General features: G+C 71.1%; 13 protein-coding genes and 1 pseudogene. 6 read left to right on the top strand and 8 right to left on the bottom strand.

From position 1 onward, the window contains the following. The first annotated feature begins 153 nt into the window (after positions 1-153). The gene (locus ACGFIZ_RS03175) at positions 154-1,080 is read left to right on the top strand and encodes a phosphatase PAP2 family protein (RefSeq protein WP_393415618.1); all 927 of its coding nucleotides are present in this window, start codon (positions 154-156) and stop codon (positions 1,078-1,080) included. 40 nt (positions 1,081-1,120) lie between these two features. Here ACGFIZ_RS03175 and pcrA read toward each other — a convergent pair whose 3' ends face one another. Beyond that, positions 1,121-3,523 (bottom strand): DNA helicase PcrA, encoded by a 2,403-nt coding sequence (pcrA, locus tag ACGFIZ_RS03170; protein WP_393415267.1) that lies wholly within the window; start codon positions 3,521-3,523, stop codon positions 1,121-1,123. Between the two features lie 183 nt (positions 3,524-3,706). Here pcrA and ACGFIZ_RS03165 point away from each other — a divergent pair, with 183 nt between their 5' ends. Beyond that, positions 3,707-4,087, top strand: a complete 381-nt coding sequence (locus ACGFIZ_RS03165; protein WP_393415264.1) for a peptidase inhibitor family I36 protein — start codon at positions 3,707-3,709, stop codon at positions 4,085-4,087. Between the two features lie 408 nt (positions 4,088-4,495). Continuing rightward, on the top strand, positions 4,496-4,846 hold the full coding sequence (locus ACGFIZ_RS03160; protein ID WP_393415261.1) for a chorismate mutase: 351 nt from the start codon (positions 4,496-4,498) through the stop codon (positions 4,844-4,846). Between the two features lie 212 nt (positions 4,847-5,058). On the opposite strand, the gene ACGFIZ_RS03155 is transcribed toward ACGFIZ_RS03160, so the two are convergent. From ACGFIZ_RS03155 to ACGFIZ_RS03135, 5 genes are all read right to left on the bottom strand, one after another. Further along, complete coding sequence (locus ACGFIZ_RS03155) at positions 5,059-6,072, bottom strand: ABC transporter ATP-binding protein (protein ID WP_393415258.1); 1,014 nt, start codon at positions 6,070-6,072, stop codon at positions 5,059-5,061. Then, a complete protein-coding gene (locus ACGFIZ_RS03150) occupies positions 6,065-7,108 on the bottom strand; it encodes an ABC transporter ATP-binding protein (protein WP_393415255.1) in 1,044 nt (347 codons plus the stop codon). The genes ACGFIZ_RS03155 and ACGFIZ_RS03150 overlap by 8 nt, the downstream gene beginning before the upstream one ends. 13 nt (positions 7,109-7,121) lie before the next feature. Continuing rightward, positions 7,122-8,105 carry an ABC transporter permease gene (locus ACGFIZ_RS03145; RefSeq protein ID WP_393415252.1) on the bottom strand — a complete coding sequence of 328 codons (984 nt, stop codon included), beginning with the start codon at positions 8,103-8,105 and terminating at the stop codon, positions 7,122-7,124. Then, a complete protein-coding gene (locus tag ACGFIZ_RS03140; protein WP_393415249.1) occupies positions 8,098-9,024 on the bottom strand; it encodes an ABC transporter permease in 927 nt (308 codons plus the stop codon). Before ACGFIZ_RS03140 ends, ACGFIZ_RS03145 begins: the two co-directional genes overlap by 8 nt. Positions 9,025-9,166: 142 nt before the next feature. Continuing rightward, complete coding sequence (locus ACGFIZ_RS03135) at positions 9,167-10,810, bottom strand: ABC transporter substrate-binding protein (RefSeq protein WP_393415246.1); 1,644 nt, start codon at positions 10,808-10,810, stop codon at positions 9,167-9,169. A 423-nt stretch (positions 10,811-11,233) separates the two neighbouring features. Here ACGFIZ_RS03135 and ACGFIZ_RS03130 point away from each other — a divergent pair, with 423 nt between their 5' ends. Continuing rightward, complete coding sequence (locus ACGFIZ_RS03130; protein ID WP_393415243.1) at positions 11,234-11,968, top strand: PIG-L deacetylase family protein; 735 nt, start codon at positions 11,234-11,236, stop codon at positions 11,966-11,968. Between the two features lie 14 nt (positions 11,969-11,982). On the opposite strand, the gene ACGFIZ_RS03125 is transcribed toward ACGFIZ_RS03130, so the two are convergent. Then, complete coding sequence (locus tag ACGFIZ_RS03125; RefSeq protein ID WP_393415240.1) at positions 11,983-12,669, bottom strand: response regulator; 687 nt, start codon at positions 12,667-12,669, stop codon at positions 11,983-11,985. A 2-nt stretch (positions 12,670-12,671) separates the two neighbouring features. Then, complete coding sequence (locus tag ACGFIZ_RS03120) at positions 12,672-13,919, bottom strand: PspC domain-containing protein (RefSeq protein WP_393415616.1); 1,248 nt, start codon at positions 13,917-13,919, stop codon at positions 12,672-12,674. A gap of 185 nt (positions 13,920-14,104) precedes the next feature. Between ACGFIZ_RS03120 and ACGFIZ_RS03115 the strand changes: the two genes are divergently transcribed. Together ACGFIZ_RS03115 and ACGFIZ_RS03110 are read left to right on the top strand one after the other, a co-directional pair. Further along, positions 14,105-15,817, top strand: a complete 1,713-nt coding sequence (locus tag ACGFIZ_RS03115; protein ID WP_393415237.1) for a PspC domain-containing protein — start codon at positions 14,105-14,107, stop codon at positions 15,815-15,817. Then, positions 15,814-16,059 (top strand): annotated as a pseudogene (locus tag ACGFIZ_RS03110) (hypothetical protein); the annotation flags it as partial. The gene ACGFIZ_RS03115 and the pseudogene ACGFIZ_RS03110, both read left to right, overlap by 4 nt. Between the last annotated feature and the right edge of the window lie 382 nt (positions 16,060-16,441).

Genomic DNA, 16,441 nt, shown 5'->3' with positions numbered 1-16,441 from the left:
CTGCGGTGCGCGGGCGGGGAGGCGTCGGCGGGCGAGTCCTTCGACGCGGCCCACCGCCACGGCCAGATAACCTTGGGCCCCATGACCACGAGGCTCACAGAGGCGTCGCCCGCCGCGCCGGATGTCGAGAGGCCGGAGCTGCGCAGGCGCCGGATGCGGGCGGTGGGGATCTGGACGGCGGCCTTCGGCGCCGGCTGGTTCCTGATCGGGCTACCGACCGATCCGCTCTACGCGTTCTTCTGGCTGTGGGCGTTGACCATCGCCTGGCGCAGCCACCTGCCCTGGCGGCGGCATCTCGCCTTCGCCCGCGACTGGGTGCCCGTGGTGGTCCTGCTGGCCGTGTACAACTTCTCCCGGGGCTTCGCCGACAACGGCACGGTTCCGCACGTACAGGAGCTCATCGACGCCGACCTGGCCATGTGGGGCTGGGCCACCGGCGGCCAGGTGCCCACCGTGTGGTTGCAGAGCCACCTCTACGACCCGGATTCGATCCGCTGGTACGACGTGCTCGCCAGCTGGGTCTACTTCTCCCACTTCGTGGCATCGCTCGGTGCGGCCGTGTACCTGTGGTTGCGGTCCAGGCCCCGTTGGGCGAAGTTCATGCGGAGATGGTTCGCGCTCAGCGCGGCCGGCCTGGCGACGTACTTCATCTACCCCGCCGCTCCGCCGTGGTGGGCGGCGGAGTACGGCTACCTCACCGAAGAGGTGGCCCGCATCTCCACCCGGGGATGGCACGCGTTCGGCATGCACGGTGCCGGCAATCTGGTCAACCTGGGTCAGTACGCCGCCAACCCCATCGCCGCCATCCCGTCGCTGCACACCGCGTTCGCGCTGTTCGTGGTGCTGTTCTTCCTGCCGACGACGCGGCGGCGCTTCTGGCCGCTCCTGTTGGCCTACCCGCTGGCCATGACCTTCACGCTGGTCTACGCGGGCGAGCACTACATCATCGATGTCCTGATCGGTTGGGCCTACGTCGTGGTGATCTTCCTGCTGGTCGGTGCGGGCGAGCGCTGGTGGAGCGCCCGCCGCCGCACTAACTCTCCCGGCCCTGACCTGGACCGGCGCGTCGAGTGCTCCTGACGGTGCCCCGGGCCGGTGGGTCCGGGGCACCGCCGCGTTCCTAAAGCTTCTCGATGGGCGCGTGCCGCAGCACCAGCCACATCGTCTGGTCCCCGAAGTCGATCTGGACACGCGCGCCGGGGCCGTGCCCCTCGACGGCGAGCACCCGGCCCAGGCCGTACCGCTGGTGGTTGACCCGGTCCCCGGCCGCCACCTTCGGCGCCTGCGGCAACTCGCTCGCCGTCGTCAGCCGGCTGCCGTCCACGCCGAGCCGCTTGGCCAGCTGGGCGGCCCGGGGCGTGCCGCCGGTGAAGCCACCGCCCCCGCGGTCCGCGCCGCCCGCTCGGCCGCCGACCCCGCCGCCGCCCCCGGCCCACGACGTGTACGCCCCCTCGGTGCGCTCCCACCGGACCAGTTCCGGCGGCAGTTCCTCCAGGAAGCGCGACGGCGGGTTGTAGGCCGGCTGCCCCCACGCCGATCGGGTCACCGCGCGGGACAGGTAGAGGCGCTGCCGGGCCCGGGTGATGCCCACGTACGCCAGTCGGCGCTCCTCCTCCAACTCGCGGGTGTCGCCGAGGGAGCGCAGGTGCGGGAAGACGCCGTCCTCCAGCCCGGTCAGGAACACCACCGGGAACTCCAGGCCCTTGGCGGTGTGCAGGGTCATCAGGGTGACCACGCCCTGGTGGTCGGGGTCGTCGGCGGGAATCTGGTCGGCGTCGGCGACCAGCGCCACCTGCTCCAGGAAGCCCGCCAGCGTGGCCCGCTCCCCCTCGGCCCCCAGCGCCTCGACCCGCTCGGTGTACTCCCGGGCGACGCTGACCAACTCCTGGAGGTTGTCCACCCGGCCCGCGTCCTGCGGATCCAGGCTCTCCTCCAGCTCGGTCAGGTAGCCCGAGCGGGTCAGCAGCGCCTCCAGGACCTCCTCCGGAGTGCCCGTCTCGGCCACCTCCCGGGCGCCGTCGAGCAGGACGACGAACTCGGCGATGGCGTTGGCCGCGCGGGTGGAGATGCCCGTGGCCTCCCTGGCCCGGCGCAGCGCGGCGCCGAAGGAGATGCGGTCCCGGCTGGCCAGCGCCTCCACGCATGCCTCCGCCCGGTCGCCGATGCCGCGCCGGGGGGTGTTCAGGATGCGCCGCAGGCTCACCGTGTCGTCGTCGTTGACCACCGCCCGCAGGTACGCCAGCGCGTCGCGGACCTCCTTGCGCTCGTAGAAGCGCACCCCGCCGACCACCTTGTACGGCAGCCCGACCCGGATGAACACCTCCTCGAAGACGCGGGACTGGGCGTTGGTGCGGTAGAAGACCGCGACGTCGCCGGGGCGGGCGTCGCCGGCGTCGACCAGCCGGTCGACCTCCCGTCCCACCCAGTCCGCCTCGGCGTGCTCGGTGTCGGCGACGTACCCGACGATCTGCTCGCCGGCCCCGGCGTCGCTCCACAGCCGCTTCGGCTTCCGGCCGGTGTTCCGGTCGATCACCGCGTTGGCGGCGTTGAGGATGGTCTGGGTGGAGCGGTAGTTCTGCTCCAGCAGGATCGTGCGGGCGTCGGTGAAGTCCCGCTCGAACTCCAGGATGTTGCGGATGGTCGCGCCCCGGAACGCGTAGATCGACTGGTCGGCGTCGCCGACCACGCACAGCTCGGCCGGCTCGACGCCCTCGGTGCCGGAGACCAGCTCCTTGATCAGCACGTACTGGGCGTGGTTGGTGTCCTGGTACTCGTCGACCAGGACGTGCCGGAACCGGCGGCGGTAGCTCTCCGCGACGTGCGGGTGCGACTGGAGCAGGTGCACCGTCGTCATGATCAGGTCGTCGAAGTCCAGCGCGTGCGCCTCGCGCAGCCGCCGCTGGTAGAGCGTGTACGCCTCGGCCAGCGCCCGCTCGTTGGGGCCCTTGGCCCGGGCGGCGAACTCTTCCGGATCGACCAGCTCGTTCTTCAGGTTGGAGACCTGGGCCGCGAGCCCGCGCGCCGGGTAGCGCTTCGGGTCGAGATCCAGCTCACGGGCGACAAGTTGCATCAGCCGACGGGAGTCGTCGGCGTCGTAGATCGAGAAGGTCGACTTCAGGCCGGCGTGCTCGTGCTCGGCCCGCAGGATGCGCACGCAGGCGGAGTGGAACGTCGACACCCACATGAGCCGGGCGCGCGGGCCGACGAGCTGCGTCACCCGGTCCTTCATCTCGCCCGCGGCCTTGTTGGTGAAGGTGATCGCGATGATCTCGCCGGGATGCACGTCCCGGGCGGCGAGCAGGTACGCGATCCGGTGGGTGAGCACCCTGGTCTTGCCGGAGCCGGCGCCGGCCACGATCAGCAGCGGCGAGCCGCCGTGGGTGACGGCGTCGCGCTGGGGGCCGTTCAGGCCCTCCAGCAGCTGCTGCGGGTCACGGTGGACGACCGGGCCGGGCCGGCGCGGCGGGGCCGACGCGGGCTCGGGCGCGGGCGGGGACGCGGGGATGTCGAAGAGAGGCTGCATCGCACGGCGAGTCTATGCCTCCGGCCGGACACTTCCCGACCGCGCACGGATGAGTTTCTGCGAGGTTCCGTGAACCCAGCACCGGATGCACCCGTTCCACTGTCGAGATGTTACGCGCGCGTCAGGCGCAACTGATCCACAGCAAGGTCCCAGTACATCACCGAACATGAAGGGTGGAACCACATGAAGCGGATGCGTACGTTCCTAGCTACCGCGCTTACCGTCGGTCTAGCGGGTCTGCTTGCCCCTCTCGTCAGCCCGTCTCCGGCAAGCGCCGCTTGGTCGGACTGCCCGTCGGGCCAGTTCTGCATCTTTGACAACATCTATTTCGGGGGAGCCTATTTCACCCCCTGGTGGAGCAGCCCAAGCCAGTTGAACAACTTCTCTTACGCAAACTTCAACGACAGAGCCAGCTCTGCCGTGAACAAAACGGGTTACAGGTGGTGCCTTTACGAGCACGCGTATAAGGGTGGCAACTACTTGGTGTTCCCGCCGAACACGCAGATCAGTGACTTCCGCCCGTACGGCTGGAACGACCGCGCCAGCAGCACCGCAATATGCTGACCCAGCGTGACGCGGACTAGCTAGTCAGCCGAGCACGAGACGGCGTCGCCCGGCCGCCCCTTCGAGCCCAGTATGCCGCTCCCATTCAGCGACGCTGAGAGAGCGTCGGGTAACCCGGCTGGGTGTGATGGGTTACGACGAGACACCCCTTGGGCGCGGGGGCCCTTGTCAGGGCCGCTGGACGGCCGGCGGACCGAATGGCGGGAATCCTTGCGAACCCGGAGCCGGGCTGGGCATACTCGACGGCGTGTTCGGTCAGCGCTACTACTTTTACTACGGCACCGGGAGTCCGGCAGCCGTGGGTCGCGCCTGATCAGATCAGACCTACGAAAGCCCCGGGTTCCTGGAGCCCGGGGCTTTTCCGTTCCGGGATCCGGGCACCGGGCCCGACACCCGAGGGGTACGGCGATGATGACAGACGTGGTGGAGCAGAACGGCAACGCAAAGTCCCGTCAGGGCGGCGAGCGACCCGATGCGCCGGCCGGGGCGACCGGGACGGGCACCGAGGACACGGCCGCCGCAGCCCGGATCGTCGCCATCCGCGAACGCATCGACGAGATCGACCGTACCCTCATCGAGCTGTGGCACGAGCGGGCGAGCCTCTCCCGGGAGGTCGGGGCGACCCGGATGGCCTCCGGCGGCACCCGGCTGGTGCTCTCCCGGGAGCGCGAGATCCTGGAGCGGTTCCGTCAGGAGCTGGGCACCGACGGCACCCAGCTCGCCCTGTTGCTGCTCCGCGCCGGCCGCGGCCCGCTGTAGACCGGCGCCTACGGGGCCGCTGCAGACCGGCCCACCGGCCCGCTGTAGACCGGCCCACCGGCCCGCTGTGGGGCCGCCATGGACGGCCCGGCGCACCGGCCCGCCGCCACCGCCGTGACGTGCCCCGGCCTCAGGGGTCCGGAGACGCGGAACCGCCTGCCGGCATCCGCGTGGACGCCGGCAGGCGGTCGGGGCCGGTCAGCCCGCGAGGCTCACGCCTCGTGGGTGGCGACGATCTCGCGCTTCTCCGCGAAGTGGCAGGCGCTCGGGTGGTCCGAGCCGGAGCGGATCTCCAGCAGTGGGACCTGCTCGGCGCAGACGTCCTGCGCCTTCCAGCACCGGGTGCGGAACCGGCAGCCCGAGGGCGGGCTGACCGGGGACGGGACGTCACCGGTGAGCCGGATGATCGCCTTGTTCTCCCGCAGCGTCGGGTCCGGCACCGGCACCGCCGACAGCAGCGCCTGCGTGTACGGGTGGGTCGGCCGCTCGTAGATCTCGTCCTCGGTGCCGATCTCGACGATCTTGCCGAGGTACATGACCGCGACCCGCTCCGACAGGTGGCGGACCACCGACAGGTCGTGCGCGATGAAGATGTACGACAGGCCGAACTCCGCCTGGAGCTTCTCCAGCAGGTTCATGACCTGGGCCTGGATCGACACGTCCAGAGCGGACACCGGCTCGTCGCAGACGATGATCTCCGGGCGCAGGGCCAGCGCCCGGGCGATGCCGATGCGCTGCCGCTGGCCGCCGGAGAACTGGTGCGGGTACCGGTTGATGTGCTCCGGGTTCAACCCGACCAGGTCGAGCAGCTCCTTGACCTTGCCCCGCCGGCTGCCCTTCGGGGCGACCTCGGGGTGGATCTCGAACGGCTCACCGATCAGGTCGCCGACCGTCATCCGCGGGTTCAGCGACGTGTACGGGTCCTGCATCACCAGCTGGATCTGGCGGCGCAGCCGGCGCAGCGCGCCGCCGGACAGCCTGGAGATGTCCTGCCCCTTGTAGTGCACGCTGCCGGCGGTCGGCCGCTCCAGGTTCATCAGGACCCGGGCCAGCGTCGACTTGCCGCAGCCGGACTCGCCCACCACGCCGAGCGTCTCGCCGGACTTCAGCTCGAACGAGACCCCGTCGACGGCCTTGACGTGACCGATGGTCTTCTTGAACACGATCCCGCGCGTGACGGGGTAGTGCTTGACCAGGTCACGGACCTCGAGGATGTTCTCAGTCACGGTTCACCAGCTCCTCGGCGAAGTGGCAGGCGCTGGCCCGGCCGCTGCCGATCTGCAGCAGCGGCGGCAGCTTCTCCCGGCAGACCGGCTGCGCCATGGGGCAGCGCGGGTTGAACGGGCAGCCCGGCGGGATGTTCATCAGGTTCGGCGGCAGGCCCTTGATGGTGCGGAGCTGCTGCCCCTTCTCGTCCATCCGCGGAATCGAGTCGAGCAGGCCGAGGGTGTACGGGTGCGCCGGCTTGGCGTACAGGTCGTACACGTTGGCTTCCTCGACGATCCGGCCGGCGTACATCACCGCGATCCGGTCCGCGACGTCGGCGACCACGCCGAGGTCGTGGGTGATCAGGATCAGGCCCATCCGCCGCTCGCGCTGGAGCTCGGCCAGCAGGTCCATGATCTGGGCCTGCACGGTCACGTCGAGCGCGGTGGTCGGCTCGTCCGCGATCAGCACCTCCGGGTCGAGCGCCAGCGACATCGCGATCATCGCGCGCTGCCGCATGCCGCCGGAGAACTGGTGCGGGTAGTTGCTGTACCGGCCCTTCGCGTTCGGGATCTTGACCTGGTCGAGCATCTCGATCGCGCGCTTCTTGGCGTCCGCGCGGCTCATGCCCCGGCGGACACGGAACTGCTCGGCGATCTGGAACCCGACGGTGAAGACCGGATTCAACGCGGAGAGCGCGTCCTGGAAGATCATCGCGATGCCCTCGCCGCGGATGCGGCGGCGCTCCTCGGCGGACATCTTGAGCATGTCCTTGCCGTGGAAGCGGACCTGGCCCCCGGTGACGAAGCCGGGCGGCGTGTCGAGGATGCCCATGATGGTCTGCGCTGTGACGCTCTTGCCGGAGCCGGACTCGCCGAGCACGGCGAGGGTTTCCCCCGCGTCGACGTGGTACGTGACACCGTTGATGACCTTGGCGACGCCGTCCCGGGTGCGGAACTCCACCCGCAGGTCCTCGACCTCGAGGAGGCGCCCCGAGGGACGACCGGATCCGTCGGCGCCCGTCGCGGACTGCTCGGACACGAGAATGTCGGACATTGAAGAATCTCCCCTAGCGCAGTTTCGGGTCGAGGGCCTCGCGGACCGTCTCGCCGAGCATCACGAAGCTGAGGACGGCGGTGACGAGGAACGCGGCAGGGAAGAAGAGCAGGTAGGGCGAGACCCGGAGGTAGTTCTGCGCCTCACTGATCATGATGCCCCACGAGACCACCGGGGTCTTCAGGCCGATGCCCAGGAAGGACAGCGTGGCCTCCGCGCCGATGAACGACCCGACCAGGATCGTGCCGTAGACGAGCAGCGGGGCGAGGCAGTTGGGCAGCAGGTGCTTGAGGATGATCCGGCCCGTGCCGGCCCCCAGCGCCCGCGCGGCGACGATGTAGTCGGCCTCCTTGGTGGCCAGCACCGAGGAACGCATCAGCCGCATCACGACCGGCCAGCCCAGCACGCTCAGGGACATGATGACCAGGGCCATGATCTGCCACTCGCTGTTGCTCGAGTCCGCCCCGTTGAAGGTGGTGAGAATGACGATCGCGCCGAGCACGAACGGCAGGCCGAAGAAGATGTCGGCGAACCGGGAGAGCAGGGCGTCCACCCAGCCGCCGCGGTAGCCGGCGATGATGCCCAGCGTGCCGCCGATCAGCAGCGTCCCCATCACCGAGAGCAGGGCCACCACGATGGAGGCGCGGGCGCCGTAGATGGTCCGGGCGAAGACGTCCCGGCCCTGCACGTCGTAGCCGAACCAGGCGTCGCCGGACGGCCCGACGCGGCTGTTCGCCAGCGTGCCGTTGACCGCGTCGCCCGAGGTGAACAGCGACGGGAAGGCCGCCATCACCACGAAGACCAGGATGAAGGCCGCGGAGATCCAGAACAGCGGCTTGCGGCGCAGGTCGCGCCAGGCGTCGCCGAGCAGGCCGCGGGGCTTTTCCTTGCGGGCGTTCTCCGGCAGGCCCGCGTTGACGGGGGCGCCGGCCCCCGCCTCGTTGGGGTTGGTCGACGGCGGGGTCGAGACGACCGATGCGGTGCTGGGGTCACTCATAGCGAATCCTCGGGTCCAGGGCGGCGTAGAGCAGGTCCACCAGCAGGTTCATCAAGAGGTAGACCAGCACCAGGACCACCACGATGGAGACGACCGTAGAGCTCTGCTTGGTCACGATCGCCCGGAGCGCCTCGCTGCCGATGCCGTTGATGCCGAAGATTCCCTCGGTGATGATCGCGCCACCCATGAGCGCGCCGAGGTCGGTGCCGAGCAGGGTGACCACCGGGATGAGCGAGTTGCGCAGCAGGTGGACGCCGACGACCCGCCGCATCGGCAGGCCCTTCGCGATGGCCGTGCGGACGTAGTCGGCGCGCCGGTTCTCCGCGATGCTCGTGCGCGTCACCCGGGCGACGTACGCCATGGACGCGCTGCCGAGGACGAAGCCCGGGATGATCAGTTCCGTGAACCGCATCTCGCTGGAGACCGTCGGCTTGACGATCTGCAACTGCACGCCGAACAGCCACTGGAGCACGAAGCCGACGACGAAGACCGGCAGCGCGATCAGGAACAGCGTCGAGACGAGGACCAGGTTGTCGAGGAAGCCGTTGCGCCGCAGGCCGGTCAGGACGCCGGCGGTCAGCCCGATGATCGCCTCGATCGACAGGGCCACCACGGCGAGCTTCAGCGTGTTCGGGTACGCCGTCGCGATGATGTCGCTGACCGCGCGGTTGTTGAACGTGGTGCCGAAGTCCCCCTGGAACAGGTTCTTCATGTAGGTGGCGTACTGCACCCAGATCGGCTGATCGAGCTGGTACTTCTCGGTCATCATGTTGATGTACACGTCCGGGCACCGGCGGTCGCCGCACTTGCCGGCGAACGGGTCACCCGGCACGGACCAGACGAGCCAGTAGATCAGGAACGTCGTACCGATGAAGACCGGGACGAGTTGCAGTAGCCGTCTCAACAGATAACGGCCCATGGGGTGGACCTCCAGACAGGGGGGCGTCGGGCGACCGGCGCGGGGGCGTCAACGTAGCGAGGGCTTTGGTACACCTCTCGCGGAACGGCCCCGGGCCGGACCCACCGGTAGGTGAGCCCGACCCGGGGTCAGACCGTTCGGATCAGAGCTCGACCGAGGTGATGTCGAGCTCGCCGACGTTGGTCAGCTCCATCTTCTTGATCTTCGTCGAGTAGCCGGACTGCTGGCCACCGAAGTAGATCGGGACGGACGGCACATCCTGGTCGATCAGCTTGACGGCCTCGGCGAACTTGGCGTGCGAGGCGTCGAGGCTGGGAGCACCGCTGGCCTCCTTGGCCAGGGCGTCGACCTGCGGGTTGCTGTACAGACCGTCGTTCGAGGAACCACCGGTCACGTAGAGCGGGTTGACCCAGTTCTCCACGTCCGGGTAGTCCTGCTGCCAGCCGGCGCGGTACATGCCCTTCATCTTGTGGGCGTTGATGTTCTGGCGGAACACCGCGAAGGTCGGCACACCCTCGGCGACGGCGTCGATGCCGAGGTTGGTCTTGATCTGCTGCGCGACGGCCTCCATCCACTCCTTGTGGCTGGCGTCCGCGTTGTAGTAGAGGGACAGCTTGCCGGTGAAGCCGCCCGCCTCGGCGAGGAGCTTCTTGGCCTCCTCGACGTTGAACTGGCAGGCGGTGCAGTTGCCCGGCTGCGCGCCCGGGGTCAGCGGATTGGCCCAGCTGTCGGCCGGCTTCCGGTTACCGAAGAAGATCTTGTCGGTGATCTCCTGCCGGTTGATCGACATCGAGATCGCGCGACGCAGCTTCGGGTTGGTGAAGCGCTTGTCGTAGATCGGGAAGGCGATGATGCCGGTCGACGGGGTGGTCGACGCGACGGCGCGCTCGCCCAGGTCCGTCTTCCACTTGTCACCCGCCAGGGCGGAGACCGGAACCTGCTGCTGGAAGTCCAGGTTGCCCGAGACCAGGTCGCTGTAGGCGGCGTTGTCGTCCTGGTAGATCTTGACGGTGACGTCCTTGATCTTCATCTTGTCGCGCAGCTGGTAGTCGTCGAAACGAGTCAGCTTGATGGCGACGTTGTTCTCCCAGGAGACGAACTTCACCGGGCCGTTACCGATCGGCTTCTTGCCGAACTCCTCGGCGCTCTGGGTGAAGAACGCGTCCGGCAGCGGCATGAAGGTGCTGTAGCCGAGCTTGGTGGGGAACACCGCGGTCGGCGCCGCCAGGGTGACCTCGAAGCTCCAGTCGTCGAGGACCTTGAGGCCCTTCATGGTCTTCTGCGCCGGCTCCGGGGCCTTCTGCGGGCCGTCCGGGCCGTCCGGGTCGACCGTGTTCACCTCGGAGAAGCCGTCGATGTCGGCGAAGAAGCTGGAGTTCTGCGCGCCGTTCGGCCCGTAGGCGCCCCAGTTCCAGGCGTCCACGAAGTTCTTGGCCTTGACGGGGGTGCCGTCGTGGAACTTCGTGTTCTGCTTGATCTTGATCGTGTAGACCTTGGAGTCGGTCGTCTCGATCGACTCGGCGACGGCGTTCTGCGGAGCACCACCGTTGTTGGGGTACTCGACCAGGCCGGTCCACATCCAGTCGATGATCTTGCCACCGTTGGTCTCGGTGGTGCTCGCCGGGATCAGCGGGTTCTCCGGCTCGCCACCGTCGATGACGATGGCGCCGTCCGTGCTGTTGCCGGTGTCGTCGCTGCCACTGTCGCTGCTCGAGCAGCCGGACGCGACGAGCGCGAACGCCGCGCCCACCGCGATCGCGCCGCTCGCCCGCTTCGAGACTCTCATTCCGAGGGGCCTCCTCTTTCTAACCAGGTTCGTCGTCGTTCGACGTGTTGGGGTGACGCCGCCGGTGGCCTCGACCACCGACCACCGGTCCACCGCAGAGAAATCGGGACACCCCTGATGTACCGATCCGCCGGGCTGCCGCACCGTCCGGGCTCGCCACCACGCAGGACTCGACGACCACGAAGCGTGACCTCTCGGTCAGATCCATGGTCGTGGAACCGTACGGATGCCTCACGCCGGGAGTGAGGTGCTGCAACTGTGACACCTACCGGCCCGTTGCGTGAAGGTGCCGTTATCAAGCCGTTAGTTGCCCGCAGTGCTGCCGATACTGAAAAAAGATCATGAAGCGGACCGGCCGAGCCACACTGAGCAGGCAGGGCGTCACACTGAGCGCAGCCAGACGCGGAGCATAGCCTCGACTCCGTGAGCTTTCCCGCTTCCGCGCCGGCGCTCGCCGGCATCCGCCGCGCGCTGGCAGTCTTCGCCCATCCGGATGATGTCGAATTCGGCTGTGCGGGCACCATAGCCGGCTGGGTGGACGAGGGGGTGGAGGTGGCCTACCTCATCGTCACGCACGGTGAGGCCGGCGGGTTCGACGACACCCCCCGCGCGGAACTGACCCGGCTGCGCGAGGAGGAGCAGCGGGCCGCCGCGGCCGCCGTGGGCGTGCGTCGCGTCGAGTTCCTCGACGGGTACGCCGACGGCACGCTCGCCCCGACCCCGGCCCTACGCCGCGACATCACCGCGACGATCCGGCGGTTCCGCCCGGACCGCGTGCTCACCAACTCCCCGCTGCGCCGCTGGGAGCACCTCGCCGGCCCCAGCCACCCCGACCACCTGGCGGTCGGCGAGGCCACCACCTGCGCGATCTACCCCGACGCGCGCAACCGGTTCGCGTACCCGGAGCTGCTGGCGGCCGGGCTGGAGCCGTGGGTGGTCCGGGAGGTCTGGTACGCCGGCGGCCCGGCGCCGGACCACGTCGTGGACGTCACCGACCGGTACGACCGCAAGATCGCCGCGATGCGGGCGCACCGGTCGCAGACCGGTCACCTCGACGTGGAGACGTGGGTGCGGGACCGGCTCACGACGGTGGCGGACAACGCCGGGCTGCCACCGGGCCGGCTGGCGGAGGCGTTCACCGTGCTGCGGACGGAGTGACCGCCCGGCCGGCGTCACACCAGGCGCCGGTCCGCGGCCCAGCGGGACAGCTCGTACCGGTTGGACATCTGGAGCTTGCGCAGCACGTTCGACACGTGCGTCTCGACCGTCTTGATCGAGATGTAGAGCTCCTTGGCGATCTCCTTGTACGCGTACCCCCGGGCGAGCAGCCGGAGCACCTCGCGCTCCCGGTTGGTCAGCTGGTCCAGCTCCGGGTCGGCCACCGGCACGTCCGGCCGGGCCGCGAACGCGTCCAGCACGAACCCGGCCAGCCGGGGGCTGAACACCGCGTCCCCCTCGGCAACCCGGCGGACCGCCGCGGCCAGCTCGTCCGGGGAGATCGTCTTGGTGACGTAGCCCCGGGCCCCGGCCCGGATCAGGCCGATCACGTCCTCGGCCGCGTCGGAGACGCTCAGCGCCAAAAACCGCACCTGCGGGTGGGTACGCCGCATCGCGTCCAGCACCGCCCGGCCGCCGCCGTCGGGCATGTGCACGTCCAGCAGCACCACGTCGGGCAGGGTCGCGGCGATCCGGCTGACCGCCTCCGCGACCGTCCCGGACTCGCCGACCACCTCGACGTGCGCCCCCAGTTCCGCACGGACCCCCGCGCGGAACATGGCGTGGTCGTCGACGAGGAAAACGCGCAGCCGCTCGGGGCGGTCGCCCACGTCCCCGACCGGCCCGGTCGCCTGTTCAGCCATGGTCATCTGTCCCTTTCCGCCGTGGCCTGGTCCCGGGAGATCGGCAGCATCAAGCGGACCTCGGTCCCCTCCCCCGGCTCGGAGCGGATCTCCGCCCGGCCGCCGTGCCGCTTCATCCGGCCGATGATCGAGCCCCGGACGCCGTGCCGGTGATCCCCCACCGTATCCGGGTCGAAGCCCTTGCCCCGGTCCCGGACGAACGCGCTGACCTGATCCGGCTCCACCTCGGCGTACAGGGAGACGGTCCGCACCCCGGCGTGCCGGGCGGCGTTCACCAGCGCCTCCCGGGCCGCGGCGACCAGCGCCCCGACCCGCTCGTCGGTCTCCCGGTCGCCCACCACCACCGCCTCCACGGTGATCGCGAAGGTGTCCTCCACCTCGGCCGCGGCCTGCTCCAGCGCCGCGGCGAAGCGCTCGTTGGGCGAGGCGGTGGGCTTGTAGAGCCAGTTGCGCAGGGAGCGCTCCTGCCCCCGGGCCAGCCGCTGCACGGTCGAGACGTCGGCGGCGTTGCGCTGGATCAGGGCGAGGGTGTGCAGCACCTGGTCGTGCACCATGGCGGCCAGTTCCGCCCGCTCCTGCTCCCGGATCCGCCCCTCCCGCTCCGAGCGGAGCTGGTTGTACGTCCGCCACAGCACCGGCGCGGCCACCACCCCCACGCCGGCCAGCCCGACCAGCGCGAAGATGACGCCGTTGACCACGGCGTCGAAGTTCTGCACCGGCGAGTAGACCGCCGCGACCCCGATGATGCCGACCGCGACCAGTACGCCGCCGCCGATGAACCGCAGCACGAACGCGCGCCGGTCACTCTCCTCCACCACCGCGCCCAGCCAGGGCACCGGCAGCGACTCGCCCCACCGGCGGCGGCGCTCCGGCGCGGACTGGTGCCAGATCACGCCGGCGCCCACCGCGATGATCGCGACCAGCCAGCCGGCGGTGCCCGCCGCGCCGACCGAGTCGAAGACCATCATCTGGATCGCGAGCACCACGAGCCCGATCGCCACGAACGGCAGCAGCTGCGCGGGGTCCCGCCGGGCCGGTGCGGTGTTGTCGCCCGGGCGTAGTGGGACCACCGCCCAGAAGGCGGCGTAGAGCAGCAGGCCGAGCCCGCTCAGGCCCATGAGCACCAGGAACGCGACCCGCACCCGGACCACCGAGATGCCGAGGTGCTCGGCGATGCCGGCGGCGACCCCGGCGGCCATCCGGTGCTCGGGTGCCCGGTAGAGGCGCGGTGGCTGGGTTGCGGTGGTGATCGGAGGCTCCCTGGTCGGGGCGGGCGGGGGCGGTCGCCGGACGGTCGGCGCCGCTCCGATCGTCACACGCGGCGACCGCCGGGGACCACGGGGACGCCCCCGACATTCCAGGCCCGCGGATCTCAGGGTGGGGTCAGGGTCGGCTCCTGAGGCCGCCGGCCGGTCCGGGCGAGCAGGATCGAGGCATGACCGAGGAAGCTGCCCCGTCGCCCCGCCCCGGGGCGGCCCAACCGGGCGGACCGCCGCCGCCCCCGCCGGCCGGACCGGCGCCCACCACGCCCGCCGGCTGGACCGCGCCGACCACCTTCGGGCCGACGTCTGCCGGACCCGAGGCGCCCGCCGGCCCGGGAGCGCCCGCCGGCGCAGGCTCCGGCGGGACCGCGCCGCCAGCCGTTGGGTACGCGGCCCCGCCGCCCCCCGGCGGATCGGCGTTCACCTCCCGGTACGGGCTGGTCCGGCCCCGCGACGGCCGCTACCTGGCCGGCGTCTGCGCGGCGATCGGCCGCGCCACGAACACCGACCCGGTGCTCTGGCGGGTGCTGCTGGCCGTGCTCGGCTTCTTCGGCGGCATCGGCATCCTCGTGTACGTCACGGCCTGGCTGATCATCCCGGGTGAGGGCGACACCGCCTCCCCGGTCGAGTCGATGCTCGGCCGCGGGCGCTCCAGCATGTCGCCGGTGACCGTGATCGTGCTGAGCATCCTCGTCGCGGTGAGCTTCGGGTACATCGTCACGGACGCCTTCCGGGCCGTGCTGCTCGGCGCGGCCATCCTGGTCGGCGGCGCGCTGCTGCTCAACCGCGACCAGGGCGCGGCCGCGCGTGCCGCCCAGACCCACCCGGGGCCCGTCCCCGGCCCAGGCGTGCCGCCGGCCACCCCGCCGGGCCCGGTGCCGCCGGTGAGCTGGCCGGCGCCCGGAGTCTTCACCCCGCCCGCCGGCGCGTCCCCGGTGTACGGGCAGCCGTCGGCCCCCTCGGCCGCCGGGCAGCCGGCTGGTTCCCCTGGGCGCCCCTCGAACGTCCCGGTCTCCGGGCAGCCCGCCGCCACCTGGGCGGCCCCACCGGCCCGGCCCCCGGCCGAGCCGACCGCCGAACTGCCACCCTGGCCGCCCGCGCCGGCGGCGGGCCCGTCGACCGGTACCCTCCCCCCGGTCGGCGGGCCGGTCGGGGCCTACCCGCCCTCCTCGCCGGCCGGCTACCGGCCCCCGTTCGCCCCGCACGGCCCGTACGCCACGAGGCCGCAGCCGGCCCCTCCGCCGCCCGCACCGGCGAAGCCGCCGAAGCGGCCCCGGGAACGCTCCCCGCTGGGCGCCGTGACGTTCTCGCTGATCTTCCTGGCGTTGGGCGTGGTCGGCATGCTCGACCTGTTGGACGTCATCCACGTCGGGGCGGCGGCGTACTTCGCGGCGGCCCTGGCCACCATCGGCCTCGGCCTGCTCGTCGGGGCGTGGTTCGGCCGGGCCCGGTGGCTGATCGCGCTCGGGCTGGTCACCGCGGCGGCGCTCGGCGTGGCGACCGTGGCCGAGTCCTACGACCGGATCCGGGGCGTGGACGGGGACGTGACCTGGGCGCCCACCGACCACCGCGACCTCGCCGACCGCTACGAGAACAACTTCGGCAACGCCGTCCTCGACCTGCGCGCGATCGACTTCGACAAGCGGGAGACCAACGTCACCGTCGCGATCAGCTTCGGGGAGGCGACCGTGGTGGTGCCGCCCAGCGTCGACGTGACCACGATCGCCGACGTGAACGCCGGGGACGCCACGGTCTTCGGCAAGCGGTCGAGCGAGCTGGACGGCCGGCTCCGGGAGAGCGTCGACCTCGGTCCGGACGGCCCCGGCGGAGGGAAGCTGCGGCTCTACATCCACGTCAACGCCGGCAACCTGGAGGTGACCCGGTGAAGGCGCACCGCACCGATCTCGTCTCGCTCGTCTTCGCCCTGCTCTTCCTCGGCCTGGCCGCCTGGTGGCTGTCCGCCCAACTGCTCGGCCTGGCCCTGCCGCCGGTCGGCTGGTTCCTGGCCGGCGGGCTGATCCTGATCGGCATGCTGGGCCTCGTCGGGGCGCTGCGTGCAGGCCGGGGTGACCGGCGGACCGCCGCAGGGCCGGACGCGACCGACGCTCCGGCGACGGATGCCGCGCCGGGTGCGCGGGACGTGGACGCCGCCCTCACGGAGCCGGGCGGCGCGCCCGTGACCGACGCCGGCCCGGCGCCCGCCGACGAGTGGCCGACCACCGCGGCCGCCGACGCCGGGACGACCGCCGTCGAGGACCGCCCGGCGGACGACGGGTACGGGCCGGCGGGCTGGTCCCCGACGGACCCGCTCGACGCCGACCCGTCCGCGCCCGGTGGGCGGGCGGCGGCCGGGCCGGACCGGGCGGACGGCTGACCACGGCGGTGCGACTCGGCGGTACGACCCCGTGGCGGTGCGACCCGCGGCGGTGCGATCGGCGGCGGGGGACGCATATGCTGGCCGGTGGGGTTCTCGCCTCCGCCGGCCGGCCCGCGCCGCCGGGCCTCGTTCG

The organism is Micromonospora sp. NPDC048830, from assembly GCF_043198215.1.
Lineage (GTDB): Bacteria > Actinomycetota > Actinomycetes > Mycobacteriales > Micromonosporaceae > Micromonospora.
Note: the sequence above shows the minus strand (reverse complement) of the source record. Positions and strands in the feature narration are given on the sequence as shown.